Below are 18786 nucleotides of genomic sequence, written 5' to 3'. Positions count from 1 at the left end.
CAATTAATCAAGTGTAAAGAGTTGAGCCCGTTTTTTGATATCAAAAAACGGGTTTTTTTATGATGATTGAATATTTGGTGACTATTTTAATTTTTTATAACACATGAACCTATTTGACGTATATCCTATTAATCCCATTGCTATCACCAAAGCGAAAGGCAGCATTGTATGGGATGCCCAAGGAAATGAATATCTTGATTTATACGGCGGTCATGCCGTGATTTCTATTGGCCATACCCATCCTCATTATGTAAATCGAATCACTGAGCAGTTGAACCAAATCGGCTTTTATTCCAATTTTATTGAGATACCCCCGCAACGGCAGCTGGCAGATTTGCTGGGAAGGGTTTCGGGTAAACAGGATTACCAGTTGTTTCTGTGCAATTCGGGCGCGGAGGCAAATGAAAATGCATTGAAATTAGCATCGTTCCATAATGGCAGAAAGAAGGTCATCGCTTTTACGGGTGCATTCCATGGACGTACATCTTTGGCGGTGGCAGCTACAGATAACCCGAAGATCGTCGCTCCCGTGAACGAGACGGACAACGTTGTTTTTTTGCCTTTCAACGATGTTGAAGCATTGGAAGCTGCTTTTGCTGCATACGGTGAAGACATATCTTCCGTTATTATCGAGGGAATTCAGGGAGTTGGAGGGATCCGAGTGGCTTCTGATGAATTTTTAAGGAGTATCCGGGATTTAACCGAACGATATGGTGCGGTGTTCATCGCTGACGCTGTACAATGTGGGTACGGGCGGACAGGCAAATTTTATTCACATGACCACGCGGGGGTGGAAGCAGATATCTATAGCATGGCCAAAGGCATGGGCAATGGGTTTCCTATCGGTGCCATTGCCATATCGCCCAAGATTCAACCTTGGTTTGGTATGTTGGGTACCACATTCGGCGGCAACCACCTTGCCTGTGCTGCCGCATTGGCTGTATTGGAAGTCATGCAGGAGGAAGCGTTGATTCACAATGCTGCTGAGGTGGGCAGTTACCTAATCGGCGAACTACGTGGATTTGATCACATACAGGAGATACGTGGTCGTGGATTGATGATTGGTATTGATCTTCCGGCGGAGTTAAGTCCGATCAAGAAAGATTTGTTGGTTAAAAACCGTATCTTCACCGGCGAAGCCAAGCCGAATGTGATCCGGCTGCTTCCAGCCTTGAGCATGACCAAATCTCATGCAGATCGCTTTTTGGAAGCGTTGGATGAGCGGCTAAAAGAATTTTAGATTGACCATTTTTGATACAGTCAATAGTTAGTACCCATGAAGCAATTTTTTTCGGTCGCGGACGTAGCTGACCTTTCTAATATCGTGGATGAAGCCCTGCGCTTAAAAAGCAATCCCTTTGCTTATGAACATTTAGGTAAACGGAAAACCTTGGGCTTGGTTTTCCTGAATCCGAGTTTGCGTACGCGCTTGAGTACGCAGAAGGCAGCGATCCATCTGGGTATGGATGTGATGGTCATGAACATGGATAAAGATGGATGGGCGCTTGAAACAAGAGATGGGATAGCCATGAATGGCACCACTGTAGAGCATATCCGGGAGGCTGCAGCTGTTATGGGGCAATATTGTGACATATTAGGCATACGTTCATTCCCGAAGTTGGAGGATCGCGATGTTGATTATGGTGAGGATTTGTTCCGGAAATTTATAGCCTTCTGTGGTGTGCCGGTGGTCAGCCTGGAAAGCGCTACCCGTCACCCATTGCAAAGCCTTACCGATCTCATCACGATCCGTGAGCATTGGCACCAACCCCGGAAACCGAAGGTTGTGATGGCATGGGCACCTCATGTGAAGGCGCTACCGCAAGCAGTACCCAATTCATTTGCCGAATGGATGTCCAGGGCGCAGGCGGAAGGTCTTATGGATTTCACGATAGCTCATCCACCGGGATATTCGTTGTCCGAGCAATTTACCCAAGGTGCTACAATGACCAATTTATTGGATGAAGCATTGGAGGGTGCTGACTTTGTATATGTGAAAAATTGGTCATCTTACGAAGATTACGGAAAGGTTCAGCACATAAGCGAGTCGTGGATGCTGGATCATGCTAAACTGGCATTGACGAACCAAGCTAAGGTCATGCATTGCCTACCTGTGCGCCGCGACGTGGAATTGGCCAGTGAAGTATTGGATGGGCCGCACTCATTAGTCATTCAGGAAGCGGGTAACCGCGTATGGGGTGCTCAGGTTGTACTGAAGCGAATGCTTGAACAATTATTGTTAGACAAATAAGTATTAAAATGTCAACAAAATTATGGGTGATTAAGATCGGTGGGAATATTATCGACCATCCCGAAGGGCTAAGTCGTTTTCTCGAGCGCTTTTCTTACCTGAAAGGGAATAAGATTTTGGTACATGGGGGGGGCAAGATTGCAACCCGGATGGCTGCTGACCTTGGCATCGAAGCTAAACTAGTAGCTGGTCGTCGCATTACCGATGAGGCCATGTTGCGTGTGGTTACGATGGTATATGCTGGTTTAACGAATAAACAATTGGTGGCGGAGCTACAATCACACAGGTGCAATGCTATCGGACTGAGTGGCGCGGATGGAAATGCCATTAAGGCCGTGAAGCGGCCAGTAAAAGAGATAGACTATGGATTTGTTGGCGATATCCTGCCTAATTCGGTGGATGCAGATGCCATAGCGACGTTGCTGGAGAATGATTTTGTACCCGTGTTTTCCGCAATTACCCATGATGGTCATGGGCAGTTGCTCAATACCAATGCGGATACCATTGCTTCGGCCTTAGCGGTGGCTTTATCTGCCCGGTATCTCACTTCCTTGGTGTACTGCTTTGAGAAACAGGGCGTACTCCGTGATATTAATGATGAAACTTCGGTCATACCCGAGATAAGGGCCGGAGAGTTTGAACAGCTAAAGGAATCAGGTATCATTGCAGATGGCATGGTGCCCAAGTTGCATAATGCATTTGATGCGATTGCCAAAGGGGTGAGCGAAGTATGCATCGGGCATGCTGATGATTTACATTTATTGCGCGAACAGCAGTTCGGCACACGGATGGTCCGGTGATTACGACTTTAGACTTATAACTTACGACTTAAAAAGATGAGCAAGATAACCATTATCGGAAGCGGTAACATCGGCCTTTCGTTGGCAAGGGGATTGGTAAACAAAAAATATTGCCAACCGGGAGAAATTACCCTAACGCGGAGAAACCTGAAATCATTGGGAGAAGAGGCTGCCAAGGGCTTCAAAGTGAGTGACAACAATAAAGTCGCCATTTATGATGCTGAGGTCATCGTACTGGCAGTGTTGCCTCAGCAACTGAAAAAAGTACTGGAAGAAATAGCACCTGCTGTATCACCCGAAAAACAAATTGTCGTATCTGTGGTATCAGGCGTCAGTTGTGCTAATGTACGTGATAAGTTGGGCAATAACATACAGGTTATCCGTGCAATGCCCAATACGGCCATTGCCATTGGCCAATCAATGACCTGTATTGCCTCTGATAATGCTTCTGATGAACAGCTTGACAGGGTGAAGCAGCTATTTGAAACGGTGGGCGCTGTAGTTGCCATTAATGAAGACCTCATGACTTCGGCTACGGCATTGTGTGCTTGTGGTATCGCCTTTTTCCTGCGCAGTATCCGCGCTGCATCACAAGGAGGGGTTGAGATCGGATTCCACGCCCACGATGCGCTGAAAATGGCTATCCAAACTGCTAAAGGTGCAGCCGATTTATTGTTGCAGACACAAAGCCATCCCGAAAGCGAAATAGATAAAGTGACCTCACCCAAAGGCTGTACGATTGCGGGGCTGAATGAAATGGAGCATAACGGTTTCAGTTCGGCATTCATTAAAGGTATAAAACTATCCGCACTCAAAGCCGGAGGACTGTATAATGATTGAGAAACTCATTCAGGATAGTACAAATCTATTGCGTGATCTTATCCGTATTCCTTCTTTTAGTAAAGAAGAAGGTCAAACCGGGGACGCCATTGAGCGGTTTTTGCAACAACGTGGGGTACGCACCAACCGTAAGATGAACAACGTATGGGCATATAATAAATTTTTCGATCCGACTAAACCCACCATCCTGCTCAACTCCCATCATGATACAGTAAAACCGAATACAGGCTATACCCGTAATCCGTTTTCGCCCGATATTGAAGATGGTAGATTATATGGATTGGGAAGCAATGATGCCGGTGGATGCCTGGTATCGTTATTGGCTACCTTTCTCCATTTTTATCCGCAGGAAGGGCTTAAGTACAATTTTTGTATTGCCGCGACAGCGGAAGAGGAAATCTCCGGCACGAACGGGTTGGAATTGGCCATCCCCGATTTGGGGCCATTGGATTTTGCAATCGTGGGCGAACCTACGCTCATGCAACTGGCAGTGGCCGAAAGGGGATTGATGGTGTTAGATTGCACAGCATATGGTAAAGCCGGCCACGCCGCCCGTGAAGAGGGAGATAATGCTATCTATAAGGCGCTTAAGGATATTGAGTGGTTTATAAGTTATCGTTTTCCTAAGGAATCTGAAGAGTTTGGTCCGATCAAAATGAGCGTCACGGTGATCCACGCAGGTTCGCAACACAATGTGGTACCCGCCACCTGTGAGTTTGTAGTAGATATCCGTGTAACGGATGCTTACCGTAATGAAGAAGTCCTTGATATCATCCGGCAACATGTAAGTTGTGAAGTAAAACCACGTTCCGTACGGCTCAAACCTTCATCCATACCCAAGAATCACCCCGTAGTGCAGGCCGGTCTTGCGTTCGAACGCACCACATATGGCTCGCCCACTACCAGCGATCAGGCGCTGCTTGATATTCCATCGCTCAAGCTTGGGCCGGGCGATTCTGCACGTTCGCACATGGCCGACGAGTTTATCTACCTGGATGAAATAGGCGAAGGTATCCGATTATATATTGCCATACTTGATAACGTGGTGGGTGGGTAAGCAACGTTAATTTTTTTTTCATGATTGGATAGGGGTAAGCCGCCTTTAGATTGTCTTGGTTTGAAATCAAGAACAACAAAAATATATGATCATGAAAAAAGTAATCTATTTAACGGCGCTAATGGGTGTTGCATTGGGACTATTGACAGCTTGTGATAAAGAAAGTATCGTGTCTGTTGATGGGCTTCCAGCCAATGCGCAAACTTATATTACGCAACATTTCCCGAGCTATGAAATCCTCCAGGTTATAAAAGAGCGGGATGATTTGAAAACCACGTATGAAGTGTATCTTAGTGAAGGGTATCACCTTGATTTTGACAAAAAGGGCAGTATACTGGGCATAGAAGGGACAAACAAATTGCCAGACAGTGTGGTGCCTGAAAAAATACTAGCTTACGTAGAGGCTACCTATCCCAGTGAATTTATTTTGGACTGGGAATTGGATAGCCGACGACAAGAAATAAAGTTGTCCAACCGGATGGAACTTGAATTTGACTTGAACGGTAATTTTCTGCGAATAGATTAATCAATACGTTGATCATGTAACTTTTTTCTTCGCTAGGCATCCAATTATAAAACGGATTGCTATGTTAGTTACGACAACACCTCAGGTAGAAGGAAAAAAAATTGTAAAATATATTGGCTTGGTCAGTGGGGAGACCATCATTGGAGCTAATTTTTTCAGGGATATTTTTGCTGGTATACGTGATATTGTAGGTGGGCGTTCGGGTTCATATGAAAAGGTGTTACGTGAAGCTAAAGAAACGGCTGTTTACGAAATGCAACAATATGCAGCTTCTTTAGGGGCTAATGCAATAGTTGGGGTAGACCTTGACTATGAAACCGTTGGCAGCGGCGGTAGCATGCTTATGGTAACCGCCAGCGGTACCGCCGTCGTTATTGAATAATGGTCGGGCTGTAAAAACGTTGCAGCCCTTTTATAAAGCTAAGTTGGCCTGTATCCATGTGGTCTAAGAAATTATAAATAAATGCGTTCAGGTACAAGTTTGGAATAGTGCGGTTGTTAAATAGGACGGTCAATTTTTGTATAGGGACAGTAGTCCATTCGTCATTTTCAAGACCACCAGCTGATATGATGACGTTCAATTTGTCCTTGGGACTATTTGAGGCAAGTCGTTCGGACAACTGATAGAGATAGAAATCGTTGTACCAGAGTGTGGGACTTGCTGATACGATATTGGCGAAAACCATTTGACGTTCTTGGGCTTGTTGCAACAGTGTGTAAAGTGCGAAGTAACCGCCAAACGAGTGTCCAAGAAGTGTGCGTTGTGTGGTATCCACCCGCAAATCAGCTTCCAAATGGGGTAAGAGTTCTTCAGTGATGAATCGATAGAAATTCAAACCTCCACCCGGAGCGTTTATCTCATCAGATTCCATTGCCTTAGGATAAAGGAAATCCCGTACCCGTAATGAATCCATTTTTTGAAAGTCGTTGTAACCAATGCCCACCAAAATAATTGGGAGCAATAATCCTGTCATTTCATATTGACGCGTTAAAGGTGCCATTGTAGGAAAATAAAAATCCCCATCCAGCAACAAGGCAATGGGGTAATGCCTGTTTGGCTCGGTTGAATATTCCTTGGGCTTTTGAATGCTTATAGTAAATGTGTCCTTTACCGCAGTTGAATAAAATTTAAAGGTTTGGGAAATCGCATAATTCTCAGGTTGATCCAGCTGTGCTATACCTGATAGCGGCGAAAATGAGAGCATTAGGAAAATAACGATATTTTTTTTCATGGTCTGCTGATTAATCGAGGATAAAAATAATCAGCTAACTCGCAGAAAAATAGTCATTTAACGTTTTTAACAACTTTTACATTTTTTAACAAAAACGCTGGTCAATGTGGTAAGGGTGGTTTGGCTCGTAGGTATTGGTCAGGCCAGGGGATATCTTCGCCCATTTCAATAGTGGCATGTAGCGCGAAATACGGATCACGGAGCAGCTCACGAGCGAATAGCACCACGTCGGCTTTGCCTTCGGCGAGAATAGCCTCTGCTTGCGGAGCGGTGGTAATAAGCCCTACAGCGGCTGTGCGTATGCCGCTTTCTTTACGGATACTTTCTGAAAAAGGTACCTGGTAACCTGGGCTTGTGGGAATGGCTACTCGGGGTACCATCCCTCCGGACGATACGTCCATCATATCTACACCAAGCTTGTTCAATAGGGAGGCCAGTTGGATACTCTGAGATAGATTCCACCCATTCTCCGCCCAATCGGTAGCCGAGATACGTACCCATAAGGATACATCCTTTGGGATGGTCGATTTGATGGCGTTTACTACTTCAAACAGCAAGCGGATGCGATTATTGAACTGTCCACCGTAATCATCCGTGCGCTGATTGGATAGTGGCGATAGAAACTGATGGAGCAAGTAGCCGTGGGCGGCATGTATCTCGATGAGTTGGTAACCTGCGTATACTGCACGTTGCGCTGCTGCGACGAAATCTTCCACCACTTTTGCGATAGCTGCGGTACTCATGGCCTGTGGTGTGTCGTCGTCTTCCGAAAAAGGAATGGCCGATGGAGCAAGTGTCCGCCAAGCACGTTCGCCCGTCTTGATTTGTTTGCCGCCGAACCAAGGCTTTTCTGTGCTGGCCTTCCGTCCGGCATGGGCGAGCTGGATGCCGGGAATAACTCCATGTTGCTTGAGGAATGCAGTAATGCGATGAAGGGCAGTTATGTGGTCATCTTTCCAGATGCCTAAATCGGCATATGTGATACGCCCTTCAGGGCTCACGGCAGTGGCCTCCTGGATGATGGCCGATACACCGCCGACTGCCCTACTGCCGAGATGGACAAGGTGCCAGTCGTTGGCATATCCATCTTCAGCGCTGTATTGGCACATGGGAGATACGACAATACGGTTTTTCAAGGTTATGCCGCTGTAGGGCAATGATAGTGGTGTAAATAATAATGCGTTCGATGACATATCCAAACTGATACTTGTGGCTCAAATGTAGCAATATCAGCTGTAGGATATGTCATCAGCTTGTCGTCTTATGGTTGGCCAAACGTAAGGGATTTGAAGTTAAAGCCTCCGGTTTCAGCGGTGATGCGCACCATGTGCTTTCCCATAGTAAACGCAGGTATTTGCACTACGAGGGTGGTCCATGTCTGGCCACTACCCGTGGCTGGCACGGCAATCGGTTCTGGCAGTGTTTCTCCGTTGACTGCCACCCTAATACGACCGCCGCCAGTTTCGCTATTTACCGCTAATCCCAGGTACATAATCCCCTCTTCCATTACATTCAGTGTGTATTGTAGCCATTCGCCGTCTTCAATGTGGAAGATGTGGTAACCCGAGGAATCCGGTTGGATATCTACTCCATCGTTGCGGTAGCTTCGGCCACGGTTGCCCTGCGTATCCATGCCGGGGGTATAGTGGTAGCTAGCGGTATCCGTGTCATAATAAGCCACGCGTTGCCGACCCAAGTCGAAGTCTATCGCGTGCAGTACCGAACCTTCGCGGACAGCATTCTCTTTGAAGGGGATGGCACCATGTGTGTAGACTTGCCGAAACATGGCATCCACCACATCGGGATGGAAAATGTTATTTTCCAGTTTGATGTTTTCCAGCCATTCGTTCAGGATACGTTGCGCGTCTTCATGCGAAGGTTTGCTGCCCCTGCCGGACCAATAGTCTAGCAAGGACGCATAACCTTCGGGCTGTTTTATTTCCAACGGCTGGTTGATACCCATCTTTTTATTTTGCCACCAAGCCCATCCGATGCCATTGCGTTCGCACAACTCGATAGCTTCTGTGAACCATGTATTCGAGTTTTCGCCCGATTCGCCCAACCACAGCGGGATATCATGTTCCTCGCGCAGATCGAGGAAGCGTTGGATGGACGCTTCGGTATTCGGATTGCCGTATTTGTGAAAACTCAACACCAAGTTGTCATCCCATTTCGGGAAAATGCCGTTATAGTTGTTGGCAAAGCCATTACCTTCCAAGAAGATAATGTGGTTGGTATCCACCTCGCGTATGGCACGGGTGACGTCTACAAGGAATTGCCGAAGAGGGACGTTTGTCTGCTCGGCTGTACCCCTGAAATCTGTAGAATCCTCGAATCCCCAATTCGTTTCATTGAGTACATCGTAACCGCCTATCCATTCTTCATCAACATAGCGGTCAGCGAGCTTACGCCAAAGAGCGATGGTCTTCTCACGGTTGGCCTCGCTCTCCCAGAAAGAGGGCTTATCCGGATTGCGATCGGAGATGTTTAGGTCGTTGCCCTGCCCCCCGGGAGCGGCGTGGAGGTCAAGGATGAGATACATTCGGTTAGCTTTGCACCATGCGAGCAGGCTGTCCGTCATCGCAAATCCTTTTTCCAGCCACGTGTTTTCGCCATCAACGGGTTCGTCTTCTACGGGTAGCGTATACAGGTTGTAGTGCATGGGTAACCGGATGGAGTTGAACCCCCAGGCAGCCATCGAGTCAATATCCACCCGGCGGGTATGGTTGGCCAGCCATTGCTCATAAAACCGATCTGTCTCCTCCTTGCCAATAATATCTTCAATGCTTTCACGGATACGATACTGACGTCCGAGAAAGCTGATTCTGAACATGTAGCCTTCCTGTAACATCCATCCTCCAAGGCCCATGCCGCGGAGAATGATGGTATCCCCGTGTCCATTCACGATATGATGACCCTGAGCGTGGAGGAAATTTTTTTTAGGAGTTTCGCAGGACATGAACAGGATACAACAAAATAGAGCTGCTAATGCGGGGAAGATGATAGGGCTCGCAGGAGGTTTAATGTGCGTGTTCATCAGAAAATACGGTTATATGTGTCAAAAATCTTGGTTTTTGTAACGTTAATCGTTTGGGATTCATCACCAATGGTGACGATAAATTTCCCTTCTTCGGTAATCCGATGGAGCTCATAATCGACAAACGAGAGATCTTTGCCATTCAGTTTGAAGATCACTTGCCGCGATTCTCCCGGTTGCAGTTCGATTTTTTCAAAGCCCCGTAGGCGTTTGTTGTCTGGTGTGATGGTAGCATATTCATCAGAGGTATAGAGCTGTACCACTTCTTTGCCGGCACGGCCTCCGGTATTGGTCACCGTCACGTTGACTGTGAAGTCCTCATCAGGAGCGATGGTTTTTCTGTCAAGCGTTAAACTGCTATACACGAACTCGGTATAGCTGAGCCCATGGCCAAAAGGATATTGGAACTCCACCGAATTTTGATAATTATAGACCCCATCCATGACCGTCTGTACTTCCGATGGCTTATAATCGTAGGTAATCAGGGCATTCGGATATTTGGGATAAGAGTAGGGAAGCTTACCGGATGGATTGATTTGCCCAAAAAGGATGGCGGATAGGGCATCACCACCGTAGTTACCGGGTAAATAGGCTTGTATTACCGCCTGCATGCCCGCTTCGAAGCGGCGGATAAGTCGCGGTCTACCTTCATTCAGCACGAGGACGATGGGTTTGCCGGTTGCTATCAGTGCTAAGGCCAGTTTTTCTTGATTTTCCGAGATGTATAGGTCGTTGAAGTTACCTACGGATTCGGTATAGGAGTTTTCGCCCAAACATAGGATAACAGCGTCTACACCTTGTGCGGCAGTAACAGCTGCATCGATGTCGATTTGATGCTCTTCATACCAGTCACCGTCGTCTTTATAGGATACGCCTGCTACATAAGTAGTATTGGCTTCGCCATTTTCCAACCGGATAGCATCGTAAATGGTATGGTAAGCCGAGGAGAACTCATAGACTTTTTCGCCTTGCCATGAATAGGACCAACCACCGTTGAGTGTGCGCATAGAATGGGCGTTAGGACCGGTAACAAGTAGTTTGTTCCCCGGTTTTAAAGGGAGGAAGTTATCCTTGTTTTTCAGGAGCGTGATGGATTCCGCGGCGGCATTGAAGGCCTCCTGCTGTGCCTGAGCGGAAGCAAACTCCGGATAATCAGTTTTTGCGGGCATGGGTTTCTCGAAGAGCCCCAATTCGACCTTAAGTCTCAGGATGCGCCTCACAGCGTCGTCTATGCGTGCCATGCTGACTTCCCCTTCTTTGACCAATGCAATGAGGTGATCACAAAAGTTAAAATTATAGGGTACCATGGACATGTCAATGCCAGCATTAATGGCGAGTTTGACCGCTTCCTTGTGGCTACTAGCGGCTTTATCTCGATTGTGTATATTCTCAATGTCTGCCCAATCAGTCACAATAACGCCTTTGAAACCCAACTCTTCGCGTAGCAGCTTGGTGAGCAGGCGGGGATTGGCGTGTACAGGTAGGCCGTTGATGACCCCTGAATTGATCATGATACTATGTGCCCCTGCTTGAATGGCCACCTTATAACCATCGAGAAAATATTCACGAAATTGGACTTCAGAAAACCAGGTAGGTGTGCGGTCTTTGCCCGATCGCTCGGCACCATAAGCTGGGAAATGTTTGATGGTGGACGCCACGGCTTTGGGACTGGACAGGTCGTTATCAGGACCTTCGTAACCTTTGATACTTGCTTCACCCATCTTTGCTACGAGGTAGACATCTTCGCCATAGGTCTCCCACATACGGGGCCATCGCGGATCGCGGGCCACATCCAGCAGTGGGCTGAAATTCCAAGGAATGGCAGAAGCGCGAGTTTCGTAGGCCGTGATTTCTGAACCTTTGCGGGCAAATGCAGTATCCCACGTAGCAGCGATACCGATTTGCTGTGGAAAGAAGGTTGCTCCTGCGGTATAGGTGACGCCATGGATGGCATCAATCCCATAAATGATGGGGATTCCCGTCTCTTGGATGGCCTTTTGCTGGATCTGGCCAATGATTTCATTCCACACATCCACCGTGCGGGCACGGTTGTTGGCTGTATTGAGCACGGAGCCGACCTTGTATTTGGCAAATGCAATATCAAGTTGTTGCGGATCCAGTACCAACGGTTCATCGCTGGCGAAGACATTCGGCCCTTTAGTGAGTACATCCAGGGTCACCTGAGTCATCTGGCCCACTTTTTCTTCCAAGGTCAGCTTTTGAAGGATCGCTTCTACCCGTTCGTCTATGCCTATTTCTTGGTTTGCGGTTAATAGTGATAGCGCGGCTGCTAAGGTGAAAGATTTCATGATTCGGTATTCATTTAATTTTCAATCATATTGTATACACGGACATAGTCTACTTCCATGCTGGCTGGAAAAGCGCTATCGTCTACCCCTTGTTGGCCACCCCAGTTCCCGCCCACGGCGATATTGACTAGCCAATGGAATTTTTTATCGAATGGCCATGCCCGGAATCCGGTACCCTCATTTGAAAAACTGAAGATTTGCAGATCATCCACATACCCACGTATATAGTTTGGGGTCCAGTCTATACGGTAGCGGTGAAAATCTGTCGTTGCATTTTCAATTCTCTTGGTGGAAGTCTTTTGGGTACCGATAGCATGGTTATATGCTTCAGTATGTACGCTGATGTGTACCACATCCTGATCGTAGCCAACATGTTCGAGGATGTCGATTTCACCAGATGCAGGCCAGCCACCGTACGCCCAATCGGTGGGCAACATCCACACGGCAGGCCAAGTACCGATGCCGGGAGGTACCTTAGCCTTTACCTCAAACCGGCCGTATAGAAAATCAGCTTTGCCGCGGCTTACTAACCGTGCCGAAGTGTAATCAAGACCCTCATAATCCTCCTTGATGGCTGTGATGGTGAGTACGCCATCTCCCACACGGACGTTTTCCAAACGCTTTTCGGTATAATATTGCAACTCATTGTTGCCCCAACCATTGTTTTCAGAGCCGATATCATAGCCCCACTTGCTTCCATCAGGAAGCCCTTCATAATCAAATTCGTCAGACCAAGACGGTGTATTTTCAAAGGTATATTCCTTAGCTTGCGGCGGTTCAGGGGCAGGGATATTTGGTTTTCTAACCTCTTTACTACAGGCAAAGAGCAATAGTGGAAATAATAAAAAGCTTGTCATGTGATAAGTATTCATCGGATATGTAGTGTGTGATTGTCCATGTCCTGCAGGCATAAAAGCAATCCAACGCGTACTAGTCGCGCCGGATTGCCGAACCAACCTAATTAATCGAACGTAAAGTGAATGTCCACCAGCCCGCACCGCCGATGTTTACGCCGATTTTTAAGATATCATAGCCCTCGCCATTTACGTTTTGTTCCATCGCAATGATGTCATAGGTGACCGAGTTGCCTACCGGGCCTCCCGGTGTTTCACCGCCGTTATGGGCTTTCTTTACGCCGATGTGTGCCCCGCGTCCGTTCAGCCGCAGTTGGCCAAGACCATTGATACCGGCACCTTCAATAACAGAAAAGGAGAATGTACCGGAATTCCAGGCCGCTTGGTCGCCAGTGAGATTGCTCGCTGGTTCGCATGCGGTTGAACCACTACCGAGGTAGCCATCGGCGAAGAAATCCCCCTTATTATCATAAGCGAACGTGCCTTGAGCATCAAACTTAAATGTAAATTCATCATTGAATTCACAAGCGCGCCCTGTGACTTCTGCAGCACCGCTTGACCACCAGTTGCCTGCATCTGGCCCCTGGTCGCCAACTTTGAATGCACCTGCCTCGGGGTTAAGGCGCCATACTTTCTCTGTACAGCCGGCAATGAAGCCCAGAGGCCTATCGGGGTTGCACGCGGTGGGATCGTTTTGGGCGATGGTGACTTGTTTTGTCACGGTTGTCGTGCCACCTTGACCAGCCACTAACAAGGTAACGTCATAAGTGCCTTCAAAGGTAAGGCGCACACTTGCGGTATCCCCCTGAAAGGTTTGACCCGTATTCTCAACTGTCCAATAGGCAATTGTGGGCACAGAAGTCGTATTAATCAGCTGTACTGTATTACTGCCTTCTGCAACCACAGCCTCGAAGTCGGCGTTGGGTAATTGACCGAGTGTAAGATCCTCATTTTCGTCTGAACATCCTGCCAGCGACGTGAACATCGTGGCTATATATAGCGTTTTTAAGACAACGCGTTTAATTCGTTTTTGATGAATGTGTATCATGGTTTTTTGATTGAGTGATTTCGATCTGTTATTTCGTTCCTCCCCACTCTATGCTCTGTTCGATTTGTGTATTCTCAAGTTCGAGTAGCGGAATGGGTAAAATTTCATGCTTTCCGGCGACGAAGCCCCGTGATGCCAATGCCGTGGCAGCGTCGCCCCACCGGATGAGGTCGAACCAGCGATGCCCTTCGCCCACCAGTTCCAGGCGACGTTCGCGTTTGATGTTTTCAAATGTTGCCGCTACCGGGCCCAAGCCTATGCGATCTCTTACAGCGTTGAGCAAGGCAGCCGCTCGCGTGGCATCGCCACCACCACGAACCAGTGCTTCCGCTTCGAGCAGGTAGGTATCAGCAAGTCGTATCTCGTACATGTTTTGTGGGAAGTTGAGCTCGGGGCTACCAGCGCCCGTCCAACGGTCTTTTTCCCGTCCAGCAAATTTTTCAAGGAAGTAGCCAGTATTCATGTATCCTTTCTCGTAAGTAGCTAGGTTATTGGCTTCCAAGCTGTCCAAATTGGCTACGGTATGTGGGTTGCGCGGATCGTAATGGATTTCAGCAAACAATTCCGGCGTGATGGGGAGGAAGCTCCAGCCGGAGACATAGTCGGGTGCGCCCGGTGTGGGATTGTAATTGCGGGGACCTACCATGATGTTCATCACATTACCTTCGGTACAAGCCACGCAACCCCAGTCGCCTACGGACGTGTTGGTAAATGATATTTCGAGAATAGATTCGCTGTTAAATTTATTGGACACTTCAAACAGATCCCCGAAATTGTCAAGTAGCTTGTACCCATATTGGCTGGTGCTGCCGGGCTGGCCATTTACTTGGGCTAGCTGTTCCGCCGCGGGAGCGAATTTTTCTTGTTGTAGGTACACTTTTCCCAGCAAGGCTCTGGCCGCACCTTCAGTAGCGCGGCCACCTTCTGTCGCCACAGGTACAGTAGATGGGAGTGCAGGCATGGCGTCAAGCAGATCTTGCTCGATCAGCGCATATACCTCTGTGGGGGGGACTTGGGTCACGTCATACATCTGATCGGTAGACACCGGTTCGATAAATAGTGGAATATTTTTGAATAAGCGCACCAAATCAAAATAAAAATACGCCCGCAGGAATTTGGTCTCCGCTATAAAGCGGGATTTTTCATTTTCATCCATGGGAATATCGGGTAGTTTCTGAAGTAAGATATTGGCCCGGAATATACCCGAAAATCCTTTGCGCCACAGTTCTTCTTGTGGTCCTTGTGCAGGACTGAGTGAATAATCCGACCACACTTGCAAGTTCGTTATGTCATTCGGGCCACCGCCGCCAGCATAGTGGTCGTCTGATGCAGCACTCACTGCATTGATTTTGGTGACATAGCCCCCGCCTTGCCAGCCGACTACATCGTAAACGGCCACCAAACCATTAAAAGCTTCCTGCCTGTTGCGATAGTAATTCGCTTCGAGATCAGTTCCCCGAGGTTTCACATCCAGGAATGAGTCGCTACATGCACCTCCCACTATAGCGATAGTGCAGCTGTAGAAGAAATATTTTAAAGTCTTATTCATCGTAATCTATCTTAAAAACCAACATTTAATCCAATCATGAACGAACGTGCCTGTGGATAAATCCCCCGGTCGATGCTCATCACTCCGCCACCTATCTCCGGGTCGTAGCCGGTATATTTGGTCAACGTAAAGAGGTTTTCACTCATGATATAAATCCGCGTTTTCTGTAGTCCCATTTTTTTAGTTAATTGAGCCGGCAATGAGTAGCCCAATTGGAGCGTTTTCAACCTGAAATAAGCACCATCTTCAAGGTAAAAGTCGGATGGGTTCGTGAAGTTGTCATTTGGATCGGCATCGTTCAAACGCGGAAAAGTATTGCTGGAGCCCGATCCGGTCCATCTACCCAGCGCTTTGCGTTGATAGTTAGCGGTAGTCATATCCAAGCGACGCAGCCCTTGGAAAATCTTGTTGCCTGCCACGCCTTGGCCAAAGATGACGGCATCAAAACCGCGCCATGCCAAACTGAGCGTGAGGCCATAGGTCCAATTGGGTGTTGGGTCGCCGATAAATGTACGGTCGTCTTCGGTAATGGAGCCATCGCCATCGATATCGGCCCATTTGAAATCACCAGGACTTGCATTGGGCTGGATCAAACCACCCTCGTTATTGACATAATTGCTGATCTCTTCTTGGGTCTGGAAAATACCCAATGTTTGAAAACCGAAGAACGAGTTAAACGCCTCGCCCAAAGCGGTACGTGTAATGGGGTAACTGGACGACTGGAAGCCTTGCCCACCCGAGAGGTAGCTAATACCAGTTCCCAGGTTCGTTACCTCATTCTTGAGGTAAGACACGTTGCCGTCTATGGAGAAGTTAAATTCACCCAATTGATTGCGGTATCCCAATTCCAGCTCTACGCCCGAATTGCTCATATCGGCAATGTTGGCAGCTGGATTTGAAATTGCTCCTACATAGCCAGGAATACGCGGATTCTGCAGGATGCCTGAGGTTACCTTACGGTACCAATCGAAAGTCAGGTTGAAGTTGCGCAGAAATATGGCGTCGAAACCAATATTAGTCTGGCTGGTCTCTTCCCAACGCAAATCGGGATTTGAGGGTGCATTGGGACTATATCCCACAAGGTAGCTGCCCGAATTGCCGATGGCATAATTCCTGCCACTTCCAATGGTGGACAGGAAAGCGAAATCGCCGATGTTGTCATTCCCAACTATACCATAGCCACCACGGATTTTCAACAAGTTGATGAGTTCACTGCCAGCGAAGAATTCTTCATTGGATACATTCCACCCCAATGAGAAGGAGGGGAAAACACCATACCGATTGTTGGATCCAAATCGGGAAGAACCATCACGGCGCACTAATGCTTCCACGATATAACGCTCTTGGTAGTTGTAATTTACACGGGCAAAGAGTGAGGATACTGTATGTCCTGAACCTTCCGATCCCGATGAATTCCGCTGATCCGTGGGTACGTTGTAATTGAGTGATGCGTCATCGAAATTATCAGCAGGTACGTTGAAGTAGGTCACGCTGAGCCCACGCGCTTGGCTGTCTTTATATGCACCTTGGCCTACCAGGAAGGTGAAGTTATGATTGTTAAATGCATGTGTGTAAGACACTGTGTTTTCGAGGTTCCAATCAAATCCGCGGTTCATTCCTCTGTTAAAGGAAGTCTGCGAACTGATGGTTGTGGGATTGAGGTAAAAGATAGGTGTGAAATTTTCCGAACCCCAATAAGATAGCTTGGTGCCGAACGTCGAACGGAATGTAAGCCCCTCGATGGGCGATATTTCGGTGTACACATTTCCTACGATATTGTCCGACCATCCGTTATTGCCCAAGCGGGTTTGGATGTAAGCCAGCGGGTTGGTCATCTCTTGTGCCACGATATCCGAAATGCCATAGGGGTTGCCGAATGCATCACGCACCACCGGATTATTTGCATATTTGGAGGCCGCCGCTTCCGCCGGGTCGGTAATCACCGCTTTTGTGATGGGATCCAGATTGATTGCTGAACTTAACGGACCACCAAATTCGCTGTTTGTATTACCTAGTCCGATAGATTTATCATGGGCATATCCCAAATTTTGTCCAATTTTCAGCCAATTCGTGATTCTATGCTCGGAATTGAGACGGATGTTCGTTCGGCGGTATTTGGAAATATCGGTGGCCACGATACCGTCTTGACCGAGGTATCCAAACGAAGCATAGAAGGTAGAACGGTCATTGCCCCCACTGATACTAAATTCATGGTTGTGCCGTTGAGCATTGTCATTAAAGATTTGCCCTTGCCAATCCGTACCTACGCCGTAAGATGCCGGATCGGGAAAAGGCATGCCATTTCCAGCGGCCATGGAAGCCTCATTACGTAAAGTCGCATATTCGGTGGCGTTGAGTAGACTGAGCTTTTTTGCCGGGGCAGATACCCCATAAAAACCATTGTAATTAATCCGGATGTCACCTGCTTGACCTTTCTTCGTAGTGACCAGGATAACCCCGGCAGCGGCGCGCGCACCGTATATCGCTTGAGAGGATGCGTCCTTCAGTACTTCGATGGATTCGATGTCTGATTGATTGAGGTAGCCGATACCGCCGGCATCTACGACCACGCCATCTACGACCCACAGTGGGTTGTTATTGCCGAAAGTGGTCATACCCCGCACGCGTATTGTCGAACCCGATCCAGGCTGGCCCGAGCTGGAAGCGATGGTGAGGCCTGAGGTACGCCCTTGTAGCGATTGTTCAATCCGTGTAATGGGCATGGTTTCGAGGTCGCTGGCCTTCACGCTGCTGATAGCACCGGTAACAACGCTTTTTTTCTGTGTACCATAACCTACGACGACGACCTCGTCCAAGGTGCTTGATTCTTCTTCTAAGATCACGTTAATGGGGCCACTTTGCTCGACCTCGATGTGTTGTGTCACCATTCCCAATTGGCGAAAGACCAATGTAGAACCAGCTGCTGGTACGGTAATGGTGTAATAACCGTCGTCATCGGTGCTGGTAGCTGTGGTTGTACCCTGAACAGTTACCGTGACGCCAGACAACGGCGTTCCATCCGTGGCTGCCGTGATCTTGCCTGTCACTTGCAAGGTCTGTGCGGCAAGTACAAACGGAGATAAGCAGGTACACAGCACCATGAATGCATGTAGAACTCCTTTTTTCATAATAGCTAAACTTGATTATTAATATGGTTAAAAAATTGGTTTCACTTTTATCCACACGATGGCGAAAAAAGCAAGAGCAAAACTATAAGGTAGGATTCGAATAGACGATATTCAGCAATCTACAATACCCCTACAAAATCTCGGTGATCAGCTTT

The 18786-nt window shown here is 47.8% G+C and carries 15 protein-coding genes; 7 read left to right on the top strand and 8 right to left on the bottom strand.

Features of this window, described 5'->3' with window-relative positions; all coding sequences use genetic code 11:
* Positions 1-103 precede the first annotated feature (103 nt).
* The 7 genes from BMW65_RS03395 to BMW65_RS03365 all read left to right on the top strand — a co-directional run bounded on the left by BMW65_RS03395 (position 104) and on the right by BMW65_RS03365 (position 5856).
* Positions 104-1240 (top strand): aspartate aminotransferase family protein, encoded by a 1137-nt coding sequence (locus BMW65_RS03395; protein WP_090602737.1) that lies wholly within the window; start codon positions 104-106, stop codon positions 1238-1240.
* Between the two features lie 36 nt (positions 1241-1276).
* On the top strand, positions 1277-2251 hold the full coding sequence (locus BMW65_RS03390; RefSeq protein WP_090602736.1) for a Rossmann-fold NAD(P)-binding domain-containing protein: 975 nt from the start codon (positions 1277-1279) through the stop codon (positions 2249-2251).
* Positions 2252-2259: 8 nt separating this feature from the next.
* Positions 2260-3051 (top strand): acetylglutamate kinase, encoded by a 792-nt coding sequence (gene argB, locus BMW65_RS03385; RefSeq protein WP_177180979.1) that lies wholly within the window; start codon positions 2260-2262, stop codon positions 3049-3051.
* Positions 3052-3087: 36 nt separating this feature from the next.
* The gene (gene proC, locus BMW65_RS03380; RefSeq protein ID WP_090602732.1) at positions 3088-3891 is read left to right on the top strand and encodes a pyrroline-5-carboxylate reductase; all 804 of its coding nucleotides are present in this window, start codon (positions 3088-3090) and stop codon (positions 3889-3891) included.
* On the top strand, positions 3884-4948 hold the full coding sequence (locus BMW65_RS03375; protein ID WP_090602731.1) for a M20 family metallo-hydrolase: 1065 nt from the start codon (positions 3884-3886) through the stop codon (positions 4946-4948). The genes proC and BMW65_RS03375 overlap by 8 nt, the downstream gene beginning before the upstream one ends.
* A gap of 91 nt (positions 4949-5039) precedes the next feature.
* Positions 5040-5474: a PepSY-like domain-containing protein gene (locus tag BMW65_RS03370; RefSeq protein WP_090602996.1), complete on the top strand. Its 435-nt coding sequence runs from the start codon at positions 5040-5042 to the stop codon at positions 5472-5474.
* 61 nt (positions 5475-5535) lie between these two features.
* Positions 5536-5856 carry a heavy metal-binding domain-containing protein gene (locus tag BMW65_RS03365; protein WP_090602729.1) on the top strand — a complete coding sequence of 107 codons (321 nt, stop codon included), beginning with the start codon at positions 5536-5538 and terminating at the stop codon, positions 5854-5856.
* Here the strand turns inward: BMW65_RS03365 and BMW65_RS03360 are convergent.
* The 8 genes from BMW65_RS03360 to BMW65_RS03325 all read right to left on the bottom strand — a co-directional run bounded on the left by BMW65_RS03360 (position 5846) and on the right by BMW65_RS03325 (position 18631).
* Positions 5846-6706, bottom strand: a complete 861-nt coding sequence (locus BMW65_RS03360) for an alpha/beta hydrolase (protein WP_090602728.1) — start codon at positions 6704-6706, stop codon at positions 5846-5848. The two genes, BMW65_RS03365 and BMW65_RS03360, sit on opposite strands and share 11 nt — an antisense overlap.
* A gap of 101 nt (positions 6707-6807) precedes the next feature.
* The gene (locus tag BMW65_RS03355; protein WP_090602726.1) at positions 6808-7899 is read right to left on the bottom strand and encodes an NADH:flavin oxidoreductase/NADH oxidase; all 1092 of its coding nucleotides are present in this window, start codon (positions 7897-7899) and stop codon (positions 6808-6810) included.
* Between the two features lie 68 nt (positions 7900-7967).
* Positions 7968-9743 (bottom strand): cellulase family glycosylhydrolase, encoded by a 1776-nt coding sequence (locus tag BMW65_RS03350; protein WP_245747477.1) that lies wholly within the window; start codon positions 9741-9743, stop codon positions 7968-7970.
* On the bottom strand, positions 9743-12052 hold the full coding sequence (locus BMW65_RS03345; protein ID WP_090602723.1) for a glycoside hydrolase family 3 N-terminal domain-containing protein: 2310 nt from the start codon (positions 12050-12052) through the stop codon (positions 9743-9745). Before BMW65_RS03345 ends, BMW65_RS03350 begins: the two co-directional genes overlap by 1 nt.
* Before the next feature lie 14 nt (positions 12053-12066).
* The gene (locus BMW65_RS03340) at positions 12067-12909 is read right to left on the bottom strand and encodes a glycoside hydrolase family 16 protein (protein WP_090602995.1); all 843 of its coding nucleotides are present in this window, start codon (positions 12907-12909) and stop codon (positions 12067-12069) included.
* A gap of 100 nt (positions 12910-13009) precedes the next feature.
* The gene (locus BMW65_RS03335) at positions 13010-13954 is read right to left on the bottom strand and encodes a hypothetical protein (protein WP_177180978.1); all 945 of its coding nucleotides are present in this window, start codon (positions 13952-13954) and stop codon (positions 13010-13012) included.
* A gap of 28 nt (positions 13955-13982) precedes the next feature.
* Positions 13983-15503: a RagB/SusD family nutrient uptake outer membrane protein gene (locus BMW65_RS03330; RefSeq protein WP_090602720.1), complete on the bottom strand. Its 1521-nt coding sequence runs from the start codon at positions 15501-15503 to the stop codon at positions 13983-13985.
* Between the two features lie 11 nt (positions 15504-15514).
* Complete coding sequence (locus BMW65_RS03325; protein ID WP_090602719.1) at positions 15515-18631, bottom strand: SusC/RagA family TonB-linked outer membrane protein; 3117 nt, start codon at positions 18629-18631, stop codon at positions 15515-15517.
* Positions 18632-18786: the final 155 nt, after the last annotated feature.

Source organism: Parapedobacter koreensis, from assembly GCF_900109365.1.
In the GTDB taxonomy this organism is placed as follows: domain Bacteria; phylum Bacteroidota; class Bacteroidia; order Sphingobacteriales; family Sphingobacteriaceae; genus Parapedobacter; species Parapedobacter koreensis.
The sequence above is the reverse complement of the archived record's forward strand: the minus strand, read 5'-3'. Positions and strand labels throughout refer to the sequence as shown.